Here is an 18,952-nt window from a genome sequence, read left to right on the forward strand (position 1 = left end):
GCGATCAACTGGTTTTTTATTCTCTTACAGAGAAGTTAACGCTTGATTTAGTGAACTAGCTTGGCCAAATCTGGTAATGGTCAATCTGCAAATGCAGTGCTTAAATCAAGGTTAAAGGACTAAATACCTAAGGTATTAGTCTACACCGTGACAATCAGCACATTCAGTGATTGCTAGGTCAGGTGTATGGATATCTGCATCTAATTCATGCATATCTGTCATGCCGCTGTGACAATCAGTACAAGTTTCTAGTGTTGCTTCCATTTCAGTATGTTCTGCAACATTGATTGCTTCATGACAATCAACACAGTCAACAGCAAAAGCAGAACTAGCGAAAACTAGTGTAGCAATCATAGCTAAGTATTTCATAGTAACTCCATCATCAGTTAAGGGGCTGTATCGCCCATGTTAGGTTGAATCCTAACAACTCGCGCTGACTCAATGATCACATCTCTTAATGCAAATAAATCCGTTACTTAATAACTAAGGACACTGAATATTGGTTAGCACATTTTAAATTTAGTATTTGTAATGCAATCTTAAGCATGTAAGAGCGAACTCTTTAAATATACTTTAGCAGCTTTACTTAGATACTATCTTATTGATTTATGTTAATTGGAACTTAAATTAGCTTTTAAAGCCACCTTTTTGCATTTTCTAACATAGATAATTCTCAAGGTTGTGATCTGCTTAATAAAATTCTAATTTTTTTAAAATGGATTTGATCATCGAAAATGCACTACATCATTGATGACCACACTCAGTATAAATGTCATTAGATGAACGTAAGATGAACGCTACTTGTAAATCTTAAGCTGCAGAAACCTTGATCCATTTATCAGGCAAAGCTTGTATTAATGGACTGAGTTGCTGAGGCTTGTCATTTAGCCAACTGCCAATTGCGTTCGAAGGAATAAATAGCGGCATGCGGTGATGGTATTCAGCACATTTTTCATTGGGGGTAATTGTAAGGGTAACCAATTGTTGTAGCTCTGGATAAATGACACCTGCCATGAATAATGGTTTATCTGCAGCGTGTGAAAAGCGGTATTTTTGCTTTTTAGCGTGGCCTTCATCTCGCCATTCGAACCATGCACTACAAGGTATAATGCAACGGTGTTCACTAAAGGCGCTGGCAAAAGTGGCTTTTTCGGCCACAGTTTCAGCTTGGGCGTTAATGATGAGCTTTTTAGACCATGAGGGTTGTATGCCCCAGCTTTGCTGAGTGGCCATAAGCTTGCCTTGTGTAGAGCTTAGGGTAGTAACTGGGTCAGTGGGTCTTAAATCAAGGTTTGTTTGAATACTTAATGGTTCATCAAAGACTTGGTCAAGCAAGCCTTTCATTCCACCCAGTAACACTTCCATTCTACCGCACATAGTAAAACCTTCTTTTTATTATTAGCTTTTACACAAATTGAATGACTATTGATTATACGCCAAAAATTTAACGTCAGAATTTAACCGCTTTTTACGAAAAATATTGAAGCCATTTATCCGAAATTGATGTCATTTTTGGTTATTTTTTATAAAAATTCAAACGAGCGTATAAATTTTTAAATTATTTTTCCCTTCAGCGTACACGTGTAAGTTCATGAAATGACGATAATTATTTTTTTACACTGCTTTGTTACTGTAAAGATTAGCTTTATTTCCTAATTAGAATATTTGATCTAATTTGATTTTTGTGACGTAATGCACACTATTATTCTGGTCTGATGAGTGTATAACTATGAGCATAAGAACAACATTTAAAAAAGTTTTGCCGAGTATTTCAACGACTGAACAAGAAGCGCTAGATGCAGGTGATGTTTGGTTAGAAGGCTCAATTTATCAAGGTATTCCAGACTTTGCTGCGTTGCGTGATATTCCCAATGCAACCTTGTCACTTGATGAACAAGCTTTCTTAGATGGTCCTGTGCAAACATTGATTGAAATGGTCGATGATTTTGATATTCAAAATGGTAAGCACTTGCCAGATGATGTATTGACCTTCCTTAAAGAGAACAAGTTTTTCTCGCTCATTATTCCAAAATCATACGGTGGTTTAGAGTTTAGCCCTTATGCTAACTCTACTATTGTAGCGACGATTGCCGCTAAAAGTTCTGCTGTTGCTGTAACGGTAATGGTACCTAACTCACTAGGCCCTGGTGAGCTACTGATGCATTACGGTTTAGATAGCCAACGTGATTTTTGGTTACCACGTTTAGCCAATGGCTTAGAGATCCCATGTTTTGCCTTAACAAGCCCAGAAGCAGGTTCTGACGCTGGCGGTATCCCTGATATCGGTACAGTGACAATGGGCGAGTACGAAGGTAAAGAAGTACTTGGTTTATCGGTGACTTGGGATAAGCGTTACATTACCTTAGCGCCTATTGCCACGGTATTAGGTTTGGCATTTAAGGTTGAAGATCCACAAGGCTTACTCGGTGGTAAAGAACAACTTGGTATCACCTGTGCCTTGATCCCTAAAGCTCACCCAGGTGTGCAATTGGGTAACCGTCATGACCCTATGGGTTGTCGTTTCTATAACGGTACGACTCGTGGCGAAAACGTATTTATTCCAATGGACTTTATTATCGGTGGCCAAGAAAAAATTGGTCGCGGCTGGCAAATGCTAGTGAGCTGTCTTGGTGCAGGCCGTGGTATTTCACTACCGGCATTAGGTGTGTCAGTGAGCCAATGTTCATTTAAGTCTTCTGCTGAATATGCAGCAGTACGTGAGCAGTTTGGTTTATCGATTGGTAAGTTTGAAGGTATTCAAGAAAAGCTTGCTGATATTGCCGGTAAAACTTATTTGCAAGAAGCGATGCGTGTATTAACCACAGAAGGTTTAGGCCTTGGCTTAAAGCCATCAGTTGTCACTGCGATTGCAAAATACCATATGACTGAACTTGGTCGTGATATTTTAGATTCAGCAATGGATATTCAAGCGGGTAAAGCGATTCAACGTGGTCCACAAAATACCTTAGCGTCAGGTTATGTTGCTCAGCCAATTGCGATTACAGTTGAAGGCGCAAACATTCTTACCCGTAATTTGATGATTTTTGGTCAAGGTGTGATGCGTTGTCATCCGCACTTACAAAGCATGGTTGAGTCTATCCATAGCGATGCAAGTGATGCTGATAAAACCTTCAATCGCATCTTTAGACAAACTATTGGTTACAGCGTAGGTAATAGCTTACGTGCATTTAAATTAGGCTTGTTGCCATTTACTGCGCCAGCTCAGTCGACTCTTCCTGAAGTGGTTGGTTACGAAAAGTCTGTACATAAATTGGCATCAAAACTGGCGGTATATGCTGATTTCTCGCTTCTAGTATTAGGTGGCAAGCTTAAGCAAGCTGAAATGCTTTCGGCCCGTTTAGGTGATGTAATGAGTTACTTATATGCAGCCATGGCATCGATTCGTTTCTACGAGCAAAAAGTGACAGCGGGTGAACGCAGCCAAGCTAAGCCATACTTTGAATACGCAACACGTTGGTCTTTATGTAAAGCTGAAGAAGCAATATTGGCATTTTTAGAGAACTTCCCATCAGCACCTACGCGTCAGTTCATGCGTTTAATTACCATGACTTACTCAGGTAAAATGGTCAAAGTGAATGATGACTTAGTGCGTGAATTAGCCGAGCAAGCTCAGCTAGATACAGCATTTAAAAAGCAGTTAACTCACTTAATCAAGCCAGTTGCAGGTGACGGTAACTACATCAATGAGCAAGCTTATTTAGCTAAAATGGCGTGTTTACCACTGCTTTCTAAAGTCAAAAAAGCACTTAAACAGCGTGTATTTAAAGCAGGTGTTCGTTTCTCAATTACACTGGATAATGCACTTGAAGCCCAAGTTGTTAGCGCTGATGAGCACAAGTTGCTGCAAGACTATAATTTGAAGCGTGAACGCGCTATCCGCGTGGATGAGTTCGATTTCGATTTAAACTTAATTTCAGATAAAGCCAATTTAAAAATCGCTAATTAAACTATAGTGATGGTTTGAAACTGAATTGAGCACAAATATTGCTCATATCGTATTGATAATAAAAGCCGCTTCGAGCGGCTTTTTTGTGCCTGCAGGAAATTGAACTCGTGCGATGTCGATTCCCAGCGGTGAAGATTAAATTTTAAGCGGATCACAAATTTTGATCAATGTTACCTTTTGGGTATTTTATCAATTGGAAGTTTGAGCTAAACGGCATTTTTTCTACCTTACTTCGGTAAATAATAAAGTAGTTATTGCTAAAGCCGGAGGATAAATGGCTCGATTTAGCTTACTCAAAAACGTAATCGTGATGTGTTTACTTCCCGGTATTTCCTATGCTGCTGACACAATTGTAGGCGGAACAGTGGGTTACCAACACCATGCTAGTTCCTCTGCTTCAGAGTTATCTAGTAACCAAGAACGCGGTATTAATTATCAAATTAAAAATGGCTTAAAAATTAGCGATACCAGTCGTTTGTATGGCACTTACTCATTTAACTCTGATGATATGAATCATCATCAAGGGCTACTCGTGTCTTATGACCGATTGTTTTCGTTGGATGAGGCTAAACAAGTGAGTTGGTTTATTGGCGGCTCTGCAGGGTTAAGTGATCATGAGTTTCAATTCAATGACATTGACCAAATCTATCGAGACTCGAGCAGTTGTTATGTGTTTGGCGGACAAACGGGTTTGATGTTCGATTTTGGCAACACATTGACATCAGAGTTAGGCTTTCGTTATTTAAAGCATAATTTTACTTCAGCAGATAAAGGCATTAATGCGACTTCGTTATCAGTGAATGATGCTGAGCAAATATATTGGGGAATAGATTTTACTTTTTAAGCTGATTGAGTTTCAGTATTTATATGAGTTATAGATAAATAAAAGGCTGCCAAAAAACATTAGGCAGCCTTATTGTTTATGCGATTAAAGCTGCAATTAAGCTGCTTTAATAACGTTACCTTGTGAATCTTTAAAGTTACCGACAGCAATAATAATGAAATCGATAAGCGTCCAAATCCCTAAGCCACCTAGAGTTAGTAGCATTAAAATACCAGTACCGATTTTACCTGTGTAAAAACGGTGAACCCCAAATGCCCCTAAAAAGAAACATAAAAGTAGAGTAGGAACGAATCCTTTTTCGCTTACCTGAACAGGTGCTTCTGCTGTTTGAACTTCTGACATAAATAAATCCCTTAATTATATTTTTTGTCCCGGATAAGCAATTAATTTGCCTTTTCCGTCTCTGTAGCTTCCGACTAGAAGCATAAATGTCACCACAACGGTGTGAATGACATCAATTAGAATAAGACCAACACCGAGCATGGTGAGTGTCGTGTCATCAAATTGCATTAGCGTAAGCCCAACTATCGCTAACGACAGATCGAAAAATCCGTGGAGCACTCTTCCACAATAGAAATGATGGATACCAAAGATCCCGAATATTCCCGATAAGATAACTGCTGTTGCGTAGTTTTTTTCTGATTTGACCGACTCTGACACTTTCGTCCTCCTTGATGAAAATCTTAAACCTTTTATATAGCAAAGAGTTAGCTTAATCAATTACAAATGTTAATTTAGGGGTGAGAATGTGTTTTAGATCGTGCGATGCATTTAACTCTGACAACTAAAAAGCAACTAATGACATAACATAGAGTGATAAAAATAAGGCTATTACTTTTATTTAAAAAATGCCTAATGCAAACCTGACTTACTACTTTATTGTAACTATCTAAAAATTTAGGCATGTTATTAACTATGGACATCAGTATATAAATAGGGAAACTCATGCGCACTTCATCGGTATTATCTAAAACCAAACTCGCCTTAATCATGGCATTATCAACTACATGCACCTTGACATCATTAGCGGTAAACAGCGCTGATTATAAGGTTATTCATGCAGGTGAACTGTTAACTGATGCCAGCGCAAAACCGTTACGAGAATATTCGTTAGTGATTATTGATGACAAAATTTCAGAGGTTAAAAAAGGTTACCTAACCTTGCCTGAACAGCAAACATTATCTACAGATACTGTTGAGTATATTGACTTAAAAGATCATTTTGTCATGGCTGGGTTGATGGATATGCATGTACATCTACAAGGTGAAATTGGTCCTAAAAACGACAGTGAAGCACTGCGCATGTCAGATGCAGATGTGGCGATGAGAAGTGCCTACTTTGCCAATAAAACCTTAATGGCAGGCTTTACCACAGTGCGAGATTTAGGCGCAAAACCTGAGCAAATTTATGCACTGCGTGATGCGATTAATAAAGGTTGGCTCAGTGGCCCACGTGTTATTGCTTCTGGCGGTGTTTCAGTGACAGGCGGCCACGGCGATGTCGATGGTAAAAGCCCAGATTTATTAGATATGCTCACATCAAAAACTATTTGTGATGGCCCTTATGATTGTCGCCGTGCGACTCGTCGCGCGATCAAATACGGCGCAGATGTTATTAAAATTACTTCTACAGGTGGTGTATTGTCTGATACCAATACCGGTACAGGGCAGCAAATGGCCAATGATGAATTGAAAGAAGTGATTGATGCCGCCCATGCTTTAGGTAGAAAGGTTGCCAGTCATGCCCATGCTGCAGAAGGTATCAATGCAGCGCTTCGAGCTGGAGTCGACAGCATTGAGCACGGCAGTTACGCCAACAAAGAGTCGATTAAGTTGTTTAAAAAATCGGGTGCCTATTTAGTGCCGACATTACTTGCGGGTGACACTGTGGTGCAAATGGCTAACTCAAAAGGTAACTTCATGTCGGATGCGATTAAAGCGAAAGCGATTCGTGTGGGTAACGACATGCAAAATAACTTTGGTAATGCGTACAAACAAGGGGTGAAAATCGCTTTTGGTACCGATAGTGGTGTGTCTCGTCACGGTGATAATGCCAAAGAGGCTGTTTTGATGCATCAAGCAGGAATGTCGAATAAAGATATTTTAATTTCTGCCACCATTAATGGCGCTGACTTAATCGGCATGTCAGATAGTTTAGGTACACTCGAGCAAGGTAAGCAAGCTGATGTGATTGCGATGAAGACCAGTCCATTAACCCAAATCGATGCACTACTTGATGTGCAATTTGTGATGAAATCAGGCGCTATTCATAAACGTTAAACGCCCGTTTATAGCGTTCATTCATTTAAAAGCATTTAAAAAGGCTGATTCAATCATTAAGCTCTAGATTGAGTCAGCCTTTTCAGATTTTGGTGCAGGTAGTATAAGGGTTTAGTTTAAGCGCTCAGTTTAGGTAATTCATTTAAGTACTTTATTTAGGCGCTCAATCTAAGGATTAAATCTAAGGATTAAATCTAAGGATTAAATCTAAGGATTAAATCTAAGGATTAAATCTAAGGATTAAATCTAAGGATTAAATCTAAGGATTAAATCTAAGGATTAAATCTAAGTGCTTAATCTAACTAGTTAGTTTAGGCAATTTGAGTGTAGCAATGCAGCCTTTGGGCTGATTTTCCTCAAGGTTAAACTTCCAATTGTAGCGCTGGCATAAGGTGTCGATGATCACCAGTCCCAAGCCATGACCTGCTAACTCACTCCCTTGATGGCCTTTTTCTACTTCAGACAATCCTTGGCCATTATCTTCAACCACAATTCTATCGTCGAAAATACTAATCTTAATCCAACTTACTTCCTCAGTAGCTAAGTTTTCACAGCGGGCATTAACGGCATTGTTAATTAGATTGGTTAACAGCATCTTTATCACCGCTGAATTAGGCTGCACTATCGGCGTGCCAAACCAATTCATAATAACGTCAATGTCTTGTTGTTTAGCCTGATTAATCGTTGTCTCAAGTGTTTGAACCAACTCTTGCTCTGTTAGTTGTCTAGGTGGATTAGCATTAGCTGACTTTTCTTGTTTAACGATATTAAGTAACGCCTCGACCGTGTTTTGCATGTCTTGAGCTGCGCGGGTTATACGCTCTCTTTGACGATGCTGAAAATCTGCATCGGGCTTTTGGGCAAGTAATTTTGCCGAACCTAAAACGATACTCAGTGGCGTACGTAACTCATGGCTGGCATATCTTGCAAATGCTTGCTCTTGTTTAATTAAGGTTTCGTTTTGCTGACGATAATGGTTCAGACTATCAGTGAGAATACCGAACTCCTTGGCAGCGCTTTGGCTAACAGTAAACTCTGTTGGCGGTGTAGCTTGTCCAAGTTGCATACTTAATTGATTAATTGGCGCGATTAAACGCCTAAAAAGTTTAAAAATAGCAAAGCTAAATAACAGAATTAATCCAATCGTAAAAACGATTATAAATCCACTGATCCCATTCCATTGGTCTTTGTTTAATTCAATATTTTCAGCAGGCATAGTGATAAATAGTTGCGTCATGCGACCATTTAAAACAAATTCTGAGCGATATAAAAATATCTCATTTAAGTCATCATTAATCTCACCATTAAAACCAAGCGGGTAATTTTGTAATTGACCGTAATTTGATGGAATAAAGTCAGTACTGTGAAATGCGGTAATGTTGGGCGGCAAGACTAATGGCTCAGGCGAACCCTTACGAAACTGTTTGATGACGTATGGGGCGCTGTCTCGCAGGTTATTCAAACTTACTTCATCTTCAACCCATTGCAGCATGAAGATCATCATCAGGTAAATTAAGCCTGATGCCAACACACCGATTAATACAAAGTAGAGTGTCAGTCGCCCAACAAAAGAGTGAGCAGTTCTATTACTTGTTGCAGCATGGGGTACTTGCGTCGTTAATCTGTCTGCGGCCAATGCTATTCTCCTTGCTCTAAACGTAAACCCACTTTAGGGATCGTTACTAACATAGGTTGCTCAAATGGCTTATCAAGCTGGTTCCTCAATTGATAAACATGACTTCGAAGAATGTCTTGTCCTGGTGGGTGTTGGCCCCAGATTTCTTCAATCAGTTGTTCACGAGTGACCACGTTTGGCGCATTTTTGATTAACATTAATAAAATTTGATAAGTCGTTGGTGTTAAGGGGAGTTTCATACCTCGGCGCTTCACTTGATGACGGGCAATGTCTAACTCAAGCTCACCAAAGCGCAATGTCGCTTGCGCCACTTTACCGCGATGTCTTTTTATCAACGCTTTAATGCGGACATCCAGTTCATCTAAATCAAAAGGTTTGCCTAGGTAGTCATCTGCACCGCTGTCAAAACCTGTCATTAAGTCGGCTTTATTATCTAACGCTGTCAGCATTAATACTGGGGTGGTGCACCCTTGCTCTCGCAACGCGCGGCATAAGCTTAAACCATCTAATTTAGGCAGCATGAGGTCTAAAATAATAGCGTCAAAGTCTTCTGCAAGTGCGAGGCTTAACCCAAGCTCACCATTAGCGGCGTAATCAAGGTCAGCATCTTGAGCCTCAAAAAAGTCTCCTAAAATACCTGCAACATCGTGGTTATCTTCGATGATAAGTAATTTCATGTGCTGCGTTTATTCCTTGTGTGTTAATGCCTATATTGTCGCAATTTTTTTGTCGAAAAAATGTCAATGACATTTCTTACACCACTTACCCTTCAGGATGTTGGCATATTTTATTCTGAAGGAATAGTGGATGCGTCATTCAAATAACCTTAACCAACGAACAGAAATTTGTCTTTCGATAATTATTCCAATGTTCAATGAATCACAAAGTATCGATGTGCTGATGTCGAGGCTTAACTCTGTGCTGTCAACAATTAATGATCATTGTGAACTGGTATTTGTTGATGATGGCAGCACAGACAATACATGGGATTTACTGCAACAACTGAGCTTAAGCTATTGCGAGCATCAATGCATAAAACTAAGCCGAAATTTTGGTAAAGAAGCGGCAATGTCAGCAGGGCTTGCTCAAGCGCGCGGATTAGCCGTTATCTTGCTTGATGCGGACTTACAAGATCCGCCAGAGCTTATCCCACAAATGTTGCAAGCTTGGCGCTCAGGTTTTGAAGTGGTCAATATGCGTCGTAAAAAACGCCTTGGAGAAACCTGGTTTAAACGTTTTTCTGCAGCCAGTTTTTATCGCTTAATGAACTGGATGTCTGATTCACCGGTTCCTGAGAATGTCGGCGACTTTAGACTGTTAAGCAGACAAGTAGTCGACCATATCAATGCCATGCCTGAACGTAACCGATTTATGAAAGGCATTTTAAGTTGGCCAGGTTTTACACAAACCATCATAGAGTTTGATCGCGACCCTCGTTGTGTCGGTGAAACCAAGTGGAATTACGGCAAGTTAGTGGGCTTGGCGATGGATGGGATTACTTCATTTAGCTTTAAACCACTGCGCTTAGCAACCTGGTTTGGCGTCAGCATTGGCATGAGCGCGTTTGTTTATGGCATTTGGGTAGTGATTAAAACCTTAGTTTATGGCGAAGCTGTAGCTGGTTATGCATCAATGATGGTGGTGCAACTGTTTTTAGCGGGTATTCAATTACTGGCATTAGGTTTGATTGGTGAATATTTAGGGCGGGTTTTTATGGAGGTAAAACAGCGACCTGTATTTATTGTTGAAGACGTTTATCACCAGCAAAGTGTGCCGCATACCGTAGTGAATTTTAAGCAGCCACATAAAGCTAAAAAATCAGCCAAAAGTAAACAGTCATTTAATAATAAGAAGTCAGCAATAACAGTCAAACAAGCTGTATATCAGCAGCAAAAAACAGTCGTAGAGCAAGGCATTTTAATTAGTCGGCAAAATCAATTTGTTCAACCAAAAAGCTTTAATCAATATCAGTTTAGTTTGGAAAACGTCAAATGAAGTCAAAGTTATTTTCAGCGCAGTATTATCCACAAATGTTAATGCTACTTGTAAGCGCATTGTTGATTCGCTTGGCTTCATTGGCTTTGTATCCATTGATGGATACGACCGAAGCCCGCTATGGTGAAATGGCGCGATTGATGTCAGAGACAGGTAACTGGCTCACGCCGCAATTTGATTACGGTGTGCCTTTTTGGGGCAAACCTCCTTTACAAAATTGGTTAAGTGCAAGCTTTATAGAGCTGTTTGCTAATAATGAATTCTTTTTAAGGTTGCCGCATTTTTTAGTGGGTCTGTTGGTTTTATGGCTAGTGGTCAAACTGGCTAAGCAATTCGCTATTAATGGCATAACGGTTGCCACAATTCTGACCACTACCACCGTTTTTTACGTTTGTATGGGGACAGTGATGACCGACATGGGGTTATTACTGGGATTAACGCTAGCTTTGGTGGGTTTTTACTTAGCTTGGCAAGGGCAATATTTGTGGGGTTATGCAGGCTTTGTTGGCCTTGCTATTGGCTTAATGGCCAAAGGGCCTGTCGCTGTAGCAATATTTGGTATTGCCACTTATCTATGGATGGTTTGGGCCGTTGGCCCAGTCAAAATGTGGCGTCAATTATGGCAGCGGATACCATTGTTATCTGGATTAATGTTATTACTGGCGCTAACTCTGCCTTGGTATGTCATGGCTGAGCAAGCGACCCCAGGTTTTATCCAATACTTTATTGTGGGTGAGCATTGGTCTCGCTTTGTGGACAGTGGTTGGAAAGGGGATTTATATGGCACTGCACATGATGAAATCCGCGGCACAATTTGGATTTACTTTGCTGTAGCTTGCGTACCTTGGTCGTTATTTATTCCTCGCGGTTTGTATCGTATTTATCAAAATACCAATTCAACCAAAGTGGCTGTTGCTAAAGAGGCTTTTACTAAAGCAGCCTGCGTTAAAGAGACTTTTGCAAACGAAGAACAAACAAATAGTGAAAATAAAGGGTTTGATGATTTCACTAAGTTTTTACTGTGTTGGATGGCTGCGCCACTGATTCTATTTACTTTTGCAGGCAACATTTTACCTGCTTACGTATTACCTGCATCGCCCGCACTCGCTTTATTAATCGCCTATGCATGGCGAAATGCATCGATTAACCGTTTTATGGTAATTGCGAGTAGTGTTCCTCTATTGTTGGTTATTGCAATAGTGGTGCTTAATTCTGGAGTGAGCAAAGATAAAAGTGATAAGTGGTTATTGAACCAAAGGGTGTTTGATTTGCCAGTTTATTATTGGCATAAACAGCCATTTTCTTCACGGTATTACAGTGAAGGTAAGGCAGTTATTGTCAATGATGAGCAGCAATTAGATCAGTTAAACCAACAGCCTTATTATATCGTTGTCAGCAAGCGACAACTCACTGAACAAGGAAACTTTGGTAGTTGTTTTCTTGAGTCTGAAACCCGCAGTAAAGTGCTAATGTTGTGTGGTGAAAACTGATGCAGCAAGTGAGTTTATTAAGGCGAACTGAGAGGCTGCAATATCTGCTAATTCAACATCTTCGTCTTAATACCTTTGGCTGTTTTTTAATGGTTGGAGGAGCCAGTTTTGTGGTGGATTTAACAGTGTATTTAGCACTATTAAATTGGGCTCAATGGGACGCGATGTTTGCACGGGGTGCGGCTTTTACTGTGGGGTTGAGTTTAACTTGGTTAGGGCATCGAAAGTTTACCTTTCGCCACCGAAAGCAACGTCGAACTCAAGAACAAATGTTATGGGTTATCTTGATAGCAGGTATTGCTGCTATAGCTAACTTAATGGGGTTTCAAATTGCTAGAGGCTGGCTGCTTACTGTTACGCCTTTAGCATCATTTTCTACACTAGTTCAGTCAGTCACTGCTGAAGTGTTAAGTCTATCGTTTGGTGTATTAATTGGATTAGTTGTGAACTGGTTAGGCTCGAATTATTTTACTTTTAAAGCACAATCTCAGTGAGGATGAAATGATATATATTCAATACCATTGTTATTTACAGCAATTAATTCATAACACAGCATTGGTTCACTATTATTCGTTAATAAAATAGCCGTTTAGGGGACTATTCCCTGACTTAGCTCTAGCTAATCACAACAATTTGGCATAAAAAAACCTTACTCACTGAGTAAGGTTTTAAGTCTTTATTGGTTAACTCTCCAAGTATTACTCAACCCAGTGCAGTACATCTTTAGCCACTGACCAGCGCGGTTTTTTCGGTTGGGCATTTTCGCCTAATATCCAATAACTATACAAAGTATCAATATAACCAGAGGACTGTTGAATCGATAACCAGCTGTTTAAAAAGATATGCAGAGAGTGATTCCCTTTGGCGACGGCATATGATGCTGGGAAGGATTTAATCTCTTCACGGTTATAAAGGGTGGTGTATTCAGGGTATAAAATGGTCCAGGTTTGTCCGGCTTCTAAACTGATCAATAAACCATCCCATGACTTACCATCATCTTCAAAGAAGATTTTATCTGAGTCAATTGAGGTAAATTCGAGATTATCGAACTTCTCTTCTAGGTGGGGGATAATCGAATAATCACCTACTGAAGCGACTCGAATCTTTTCTGCTTGATGGATTAACTCATCGTTTTGGAACTCGTCCGCTCGATAATCTTTTACTACAAATGAGTAATGTAGGTTCAATACTGGGTTGGTAAAGTCGACAAAGCCAATGCGGGTGGTGGTCATCTGTAAACCAGAAACCGTAATATCAAATAACCCGCTGTTAATGGACTCTAATACATTCTCGCTAGTGTAGGGGATAAAGGCGATTTTAAGTCCAAGTTCAGCTGCGAGTTTTTTCATTAACTCAATATCAAAGCCGACTAATTGCTTTTGGGCGTTAAAAAACGAGAAGGGAACTTGCACTGTGTTGTAGCCCACACGCAGCATGCCACTTTGTTTAATTTGTTCTATGGTTCGCGGTCCATTTACTTCTAATTCTTCAGACCAATTAAAGGTGGTCACTTCTTCAGGGACTTCTGCGGCAGAACTCATGTGAGCGACCACTTTATCCATGTTGTATTCAGTGTCGACGATGTTATTTAGCAGCCAACTGGTGGCTAGCAGCGTGATACCAAAAGCCACAGGCGTGATAGCGCTGCATAAAATAAGACGTTTCATGCTGACTTTGGCAATACCTGCCAGCATAGCCGTGCCGCCAATGGCTAAAATAAAGATATTCATTGCCGCTAGCAGTGAAGTAAAGCGACTGGTGAATAAGCTAGAAACCATATAAAGCTGAAACAGATCTGATGATAGCTCTAACGAGTCCAGTAGCATTGGAATCGTTAAATAAACACTGCCAAATAAACTAATTAACCCGTTCACAGACATCGGGAAGTAACTGAGAAAGTCGAGCTCTTTACCTGAAAACCATGCGGCGAAAAGCACGAATACAATCGTGAGTAACTTACCTAAATTCGGGAAGCTAAACACCACAGGAATGATGATATTGGCGTAGTCATCGGTTTGCGAATCACCGATATTATATTTGTGGAATAGCTCTTTAGTGCGCTGAATCAGTAGCGGTAAAACAATGAATATATTACCTGCCGCAAAGGCGGTGATCATCGCATCTTTGGCGATGCCAGTAATATCTCGATAGGAGAACGGAGTAATAACCATGATGATGGCCGGCAGTACCCAATAGGTTAAAATTATAGTCATCACCACATGGGCAACAAAGTAGACCTGCAGTTTTTGAAACTCATCAAAATCCATGGTGCCCGCAGTTGCCGCTGTCATAGCAAAAATACCAATAGGCATTAGCATCACAATACTCTGAGTAACCTTATTAAAAGACTCCCCGAGTAATTGTAATGGACGCATTAGCGATTCTTTGTCTTTAATCGAAATAAGCGCAATACCAGTTGCGACACAAAATAAAACAATAGCTGGAATGTAGCTATTTGATAGCGAAAAGAATGGGTTAGAAGGAATATATAAGTCGAGTAAGTTTACTGAGTTTGGATCTTGAAGCGCGGTTAAACTGAAAAACTCGCCGGCTTGCCAGTCAGGGAAGGTGTATTTAATCAAATACATGCTAAGCAGGCCAAATAGCCAAATCACCAACATCAATTTACCAACTTTAACCCCTAATGATTTGGCTTGTTCTAAGGTTAAACTGCCTAAACTGGAGATTAGCGATACGATGATATAAGGGATAATGGTCATCTGTAGCAACTTGATAAAAGCATCGCCTATCACAGACATCCAAGCCAGCATTTCACCGAAAAATAACCCAGCAATAATCCCGCCAGCAAAAGAGATTAATACCCAACTCGACATGCTGAGTTTTTTCTTTTTTGGCTCCGTTTGCGGTGGTTGTGTGTTTGCTTGTTGGTTTACGTCTTTCGGTTCTTCTGTCCCTGCATTGGCCGTTGCCATATGAATCCCTTTATATTTGTTTTTGAACTTTATCTAACAAGCAGTTGCGCTTTGTCCGTGAATCGCCAGAGTTTGATGGTAACAATCAAGGTATTGATTAATTTTAACGTCAGTATTGAATTGGCTCATTGCTCGTTCTCTACCAGCTTGGCCTAATTGATGTTGGTAATCGGAGTCGGCAAGAATATGACTGATCGCCATTGCCATATTATCGGCATCCTCTGGCGGGAACATAAAGCCAGTCACTCCTTCATTTACCACCTCAGGTATGCCATCAACATCGCTGCTGACTGTTGGCACACCACAAGCCATTGCTTCTAGAATGACCATACAGAACGATTCGCGGTAACTTGGTTGGATTAAGCAATCTGCATTGGCAATGAAGCGTTCGACGTTTTTAACTGAGCCAGTAAAAGTGACTTTATCGAGTATATTTAGCTGCTGACATTGAGTTCTAATTTTATCGATATCAGGCCCGCTTCCCACCAAAACAAGCCTGACCTTTTCATTACAACTTAATTGGCTAAAGGCGTTTACCACCGTTTGAGTATTTTTCAACGCTCTGAAGTTTGACACATGCATCAGGATTTTTTCATCATCAGCAGCCAGTGATTGTCTCAATGTGCTGTCTACTAGATCGGGAGTGAAATCATCGGTATCAATAAAATTGTGTACCACATTGATGGGCTGATTAACTTCAAACTCTTGTTGAATATATTGGCGCTGAAAATTCGATACCGTGGTGAGCAAGGTACTTTGGTTCATACTGAAGGTGTTAAGTCTTTTAATCGCATCATCCTGCCCGACAATCGTGACATCTGTGCCGTGAATGGTGGTGACGATTGGGAAAGAGTATTTGCAGATATTACTGGCTAAAAAAGCACATAAAGAATGCGGAATTGAGTAATGGGCATGTACCAAGTCTAATTTATATTGCTCTACGACTTCGACAATTTTAGCGGTTAAAGAATAGGTATGTAATGGTCCTTCAAATAGCGGATAGTTAACTTCATCGACTTTATGAAAGTAGATGTTCTCATGCTGTTCTATCAGCTTAAAAGGACGTTTATGGGCAATGAAATGCACTTCGTGACCAAGCTTTGCCAGACCAATGCCTAACTGCGTTGCCACCAATCCTGAGCCACCAATACTTGGATGGCAAACTATTCCGATACATAACTTATTCATCATTACTAACTAGTATCCTTACTAATTCGAGGGCAAAACATGAACTTATATTGACGAAATTGAGCTTATAAAATATGAACTTAACTAGTTATTTTTAGGCTAAGTTAATGAGTTTTGCAAACTTTTATCGTTATCAATTAGTCGTGTTCATGAAACAGAATGATAATAAATGTGCCTTTTGAGCTGAAAGTCATCACTTTGTACTGTAAACAGGCATTATGACAATTTAACTTAACGTGAAACGTCGCTATGGCAGGGATATAAATAGGGATATAAAAAAGCCTAATGAAGTTAATTTCATTAGGCTTATAGATGGTTTGTTATAAAGGCTTTGTATAAGAGCTTTTTATTAGAGCGAGGGCTAAATCAACCCAAAGCTTTAATCAACCCAATGCAAAACGTCTCGAATAATTGACCAGCGTGGCTGAGGCGTTGTTGCGCCTTTACCCAGCATCCAATAATCATAAAACTCTTGCTGGTGGCCATCGACTTTACGCAATTTTTGCCAGTTATTAATATAGTTCAGTAATGACTGGTTTGACTGAGCGACCGCATACGCCACAGGGTAACGATTTTTTCCTTCTAGAATCGCTATGCCATAACCTGGGAAAAATAACGTCCAAGCAGAGCCTGCTTCAGCGCTAATCACCACCGCATCGTATTTATCTTTTTTCTGCCTGAAGAAGTCTTTGTAACCTTCAATTTTGACAAAGGTGAGATGAGGTAATTGCTTTTTCGCTTCAATGATTTTGTCATCATGCTCAACATACGCAACAGTGGTATTTTCCATTGCCATTAACGATTCATTTGATTTAAAGCTGTTGACACGATGATCTTTCGTGGCAATCGCAATATTAAGCTCAAGCACGGGGTCGCTGTAACTTAAGCGATCCATTTGCTTGATATCCATTGCGAGTCCAGACATTGCCACATCAAAAAAGCCAGCCTGTAATGACACGGCCAGTTTATCTTTATGAAAAGGAATAAACTCAATATCAACCTTTAAATCTTCTGCCAGTTTGGTCGCCATTGCAGAGTCAAAACCGACCAATTGACCTGAATTATTGTAATAGCTAAACGGCACGTTACTTGGGATGTAGCCAACCCTTAGCACGCCACGTTTGCGAATGCTTTGCACATCAGCAATAGGTTGTGAAGGTGTTTTACCGACTTCAGGAAATTGGCGAGTCACTTTTGTAGGGACTTTATCTGCCACTTTCATATTAGCTATCACGCCACTGGTGATCTCAGGGCTGGTAATAAATAACCCCATTCCAATTCGACATACCAAAATAGTGACTACAGTACTGGCTAATAGGCCGCCAAACATTTTAATTAACTGTGGAGCACGGATCTTGAGGCTGCCTTGAAATAGGCAAACGGTGAGTAATGTCAGTGCGAATAGGTTCATGACCGCAGCGATAGAATTAAATTTACCGGTAATGAAGCCCGACATAACAAACAGCTGGAATAAATCAGAAGGTAAATGAACCAAGTCGAGCATAAAGGGGATGGCGACATAAACGCTGCCAAACAGCGATAATAATCCACTGACTGACAATGAAGGTATAGCGCTTAAATCGACAGGTGTGCCGTTAAACCAACCTGCAAAATAGACAAACAAAATAACGGTAAGTTTACCGATATTAGGGAAGGTAAAGGCAATGGGAACTAAGATTTCGATTAAGGTTAAGCCGTCTTCGCTGAGGTTATTATGCTCGCGCATAATCTGCTTACACTCTTCAATAATCACAGGAATAACAATAAAGATGTTACCTGTGGCAAAGGCGGTGACTAAACTCGCTTTGGTAATGCTGACCGTTTGCGCGTAAGTAATTGGCGTTAGTGAACAAACAATCCAAGGCAGAATAATAAAGGTGAGCAATAAACACAGTACAAAGTAACTGATTAAATACACTTGCATACTGGCAAATTCATCAACGCCCATAGTACCCGCTGCAGCGGCTGACATGGCGAAAATACCAATAGGTAAGACTTTCACTAAGCCTTGTGTGATGCGTGAAAATGTTTCTGTAATGGTATGCATGAAGGACAATACTTGGGCTTTATTATCGCCCTCCATACCAATTAACGCTAAGCCCATCGCAATACTAAACACCACCATCGCAGGCACATAACCTGCTGCCATAGATTCAAATGGGTTAGAAGGAATATACAGCTTAAAGTAATTAATTGGCTCGACAGGCTCAATAATACTGGTACTGAAAAATGAGGCAGATTCTACAAACGGGAAGGATAATGGCATTAATGCGGTGACGACTAAGCCCACAAGCCATAGCAGCAACATAATAAACCCTGCGCGACTAAAAATGAGGATTGCAGTGCTTTTTTGCAGTTTACCAATACCGCCAATCAGCGATACCACAATGTAAGGCAACACGGTCATCTGCATCAACAAGATGACACCATTACCTATGGTGCTAAGCCAGCCAACGGATTCACCAAAAAAAATGCCCACAGCAAAGCCAACAAACATGGCTATTAGCATTTGGGTCGAACTGGTCATCGCAAGTAATTTCTTAACCACGGTAGTCTTCCATTTTATGTTAAACCTGAAGCGGTAATGTCTCGTTAAACAACTGCAATGTCAGCTGGCTG

The 18,952-nt window shown here is 40.3% G+C and carries 15 protein-coding genes; 6 read left to right on the top strand and 9 right to left on the bottom strand.

The features are described 5' to 3' along the window. Nucleotides 1-135: 135 nt before the first annotated feature. Together AC0L4E_RS03735 and AC0L4E_RS03740 are read right to left on the bottom strand one after the other, a co-directional pair. Nucleotides 136-369 carry a cytochrome c3 family protein gene (locus AC0L4E_RS03735; RefSeq protein ID WP_473678073.1) on the bottom strand — a complete coding sequence of 78 codons (234 nt, stop codon included), beginning with the start codon at nucleotides 367-369 and terminating at the stop codon, nucleotides 136-138. A 441-nt stretch (nucleotides 370-810) separates the two neighbouring features. Beyond that, nucleotides 811-1,377: an SOS response-associated peptidase gene (locus AC0L4E_RS03740; RefSeq protein WP_473678074.1), complete on the bottom strand. Its 567-nt coding sequence runs from the start codon at nucleotides 1,375-1,377 to the stop codon at nucleotides 811-813. A gap of 352 nt (nucleotides 1,378-1,729) precedes the next feature. Between AC0L4E_RS03740 and AC0L4E_RS03745 the strand changes: the two genes are divergently transcribed. Both AC0L4E_RS03745 and AC0L4E_RS03750 read left to right on the top strand, forming a co-directional pair. Then, nucleotides 1,730-3,967 carry an acyl-CoA dehydrogenase gene (locus AC0L4E_RS03745; RefSeq protein ID WP_473678075.1) on the top strand — a complete coding sequence of 746 codons (2,238 nt, stop codon included), beginning with the start codon at nucleotides 1,730-1,732 and terminating at the stop codon, nucleotides 3,965-3,967. A gap of 274 nt (nucleotides 3,968-4,241) precedes the next feature. Further along, nucleotides 4,242-4,811, top strand: a complete 570-nt coding sequence (locus tag AC0L4E_RS03750; protein WP_473678076.1) for a hypothetical protein — start codon at nucleotides 4,242-4,244, stop codon at nucleotides 4,809-4,811. Between the two features lie 96 nt (nucleotides 4,812-4,907). On the opposite strand, the gene AC0L4E_RS03755 is transcribed toward AC0L4E_RS03750, so the two are convergent. Both AC0L4E_RS03755 and AC0L4E_RS03760 read right to left on the bottom strand, forming a co-directional pair. Then, complete coding sequence (locus AC0L4E_RS03755; protein ID WP_473678077.1) at nucleotides 4,908-5,153, bottom strand: TM2 domain-containing protein; 246 nt, start codon at nucleotides 5,151-5,153, stop codon at nucleotides 4,908-4,910. Between the two features lie 15 nt (nucleotides 5,154-5,168). After that, a complete protein-coding gene (locus tag AC0L4E_RS03760) occupies nucleotides 5,169-5,471 on the bottom strand; it encodes an NINE protein (RefSeq protein WP_473678078.1) in 303 nt (100 codons plus the stop codon). A gap of 330 nt (nucleotides 5,472-5,801) precedes the next feature. Between AC0L4E_RS03760 and AC0L4E_RS03765 the strand changes: the two genes are divergently transcribed. After that, nucleotides 5,802-7,091, top strand: coding sequence for a metal-dependent hydrolase family protein (locus tag AC0L4E_RS03765; protein ID WP_473681496.1), 1,290 nt, complete (start codon nucleotides 5,802-5,804; stop codon nucleotides 7,089-7,091). Nucleotides 7,092-7,389: 298 nt separating this feature from the next. On the opposite strand, the gene AC0L4E_RS03770 is transcribed toward AC0L4E_RS03765, so the two are convergent. Further along, nucleotides 7,390-8,727: a sensor histidine kinase gene (locus AC0L4E_RS03770; RefSeq protein WP_473678079.1), complete on the bottom strand. Its 1,338-nt coding sequence runs from the start codon at nucleotides 8,725-8,727 to the stop codon at nucleotides 7,390-7,392. A 2-nt stretch (nucleotides 8,728-8,729) separates the two neighbouring features. Next, nucleotides 8,730-9,404: a response regulator transcription factor gene (locus AC0L4E_RS03775; RefSeq protein ID WP_473678080.1), complete on the bottom strand. Its 675-nt coding sequence runs from the start codon at nucleotides 9,402-9,404 to the stop codon at nucleotides 8,730-8,732. Nucleotides 9,405-9,534: 130 nt separating this feature from the next. Between AC0L4E_RS03775 and AC0L4E_RS03780 the strand changes: the two genes are divergently transcribed. The 3 genes from AC0L4E_RS03780 to AC0L4E_RS03790 are packed head-to-tail and all read left to right on the top strand — an operon-like array spanning nucleotide 9,535 to nucleotide 12,706. Continuing rightward, the gene (locus tag AC0L4E_RS03780) at nucleotides 9,535-10,722 is read left to right on the top strand and encodes a glycosyltransferase family 2 protein (RefSeq protein ID WP_473678081.1); all 1,188 of its coding nucleotides are present in this window, start codon (nucleotides 9,535-9,537) and stop codon (nucleotides 10,720-10,722) included. Next, on the top strand, nucleotides 10,719-12,212 hold the full coding sequence (locus AC0L4E_RS03785; RefSeq protein ID WP_473678082.1) for a phospholipid carrier-dependent glycosyltransferase: 1,494 nt from the start codon (nucleotides 10,719-10,721) through the stop codon (nucleotides 12,210-12,212). The genes AC0L4E_RS03780 and AC0L4E_RS03785 overlap by 4 nt, the downstream gene beginning before the upstream one ends. Continuing rightward, the gene (locus tag AC0L4E_RS03790) at nucleotides 12,212-12,706 is read left to right on the top strand and encodes a GtrA family protein (protein WP_473678083.1); all 495 of its coding nucleotides are present in this window, start codon (nucleotides 12,212-12,214) and stop codon (nucleotides 12,704-12,706) included. The genes AC0L4E_RS03785 and AC0L4E_RS03790 overlap by 1 nt, the downstream gene beginning before the upstream one ends. Nucleotides 12,707-12,910: 204 nt before the next feature. Here AC0L4E_RS03790 and AC0L4E_RS03795 read toward each other — a convergent pair whose 3' ends face one another. From AC0L4E_RS03795 to AC0L4E_RS03805, 3 genes are all read right to left on the bottom strand, one after another. Continuing rightward, on the bottom strand, nucleotides 12,911-15,145 hold the full coding sequence (locus AC0L4E_RS03795) for a cation:dicarboxylate symporter family transporter (protein ID WP_473678084.1): 2,235 nt from the start codon (nucleotides 15,143-15,145) through the stop codon (nucleotides 12,911-12,913). 33 nt (nucleotides 15,146-15,178) lie between these two features. After that, entirely contained in the window at nucleotides 15,179-16,336 is a 1,158-nt protein-coding gene (bshA, locus tag AC0L4E_RS03800; protein WP_473678085.1) for an N-acetyl-alpha-D-glucosaminyl L-malate synthase BshA, read from the bottom strand. Between the two features lie 376 nt (nucleotides 16,337-16,712). Then, the gene (locus tag AC0L4E_RS03805; RefSeq protein WP_473678086.1) at nucleotides 16,713-18,881 is read right to left on the bottom strand and encodes a cation:dicarboxylate symporter family transporter; all 2,169 of its coding nucleotides are present in this window, start codon (nucleotides 18,879-18,881) and stop codon (nucleotides 16,713-16,715) included. Between the last annotated feature and the right edge of the window lie 71 nt (nucleotides 18,882-18,952).

Source organism: Shewanella sp. GJ50-10, from assembly GCF_055808815.1.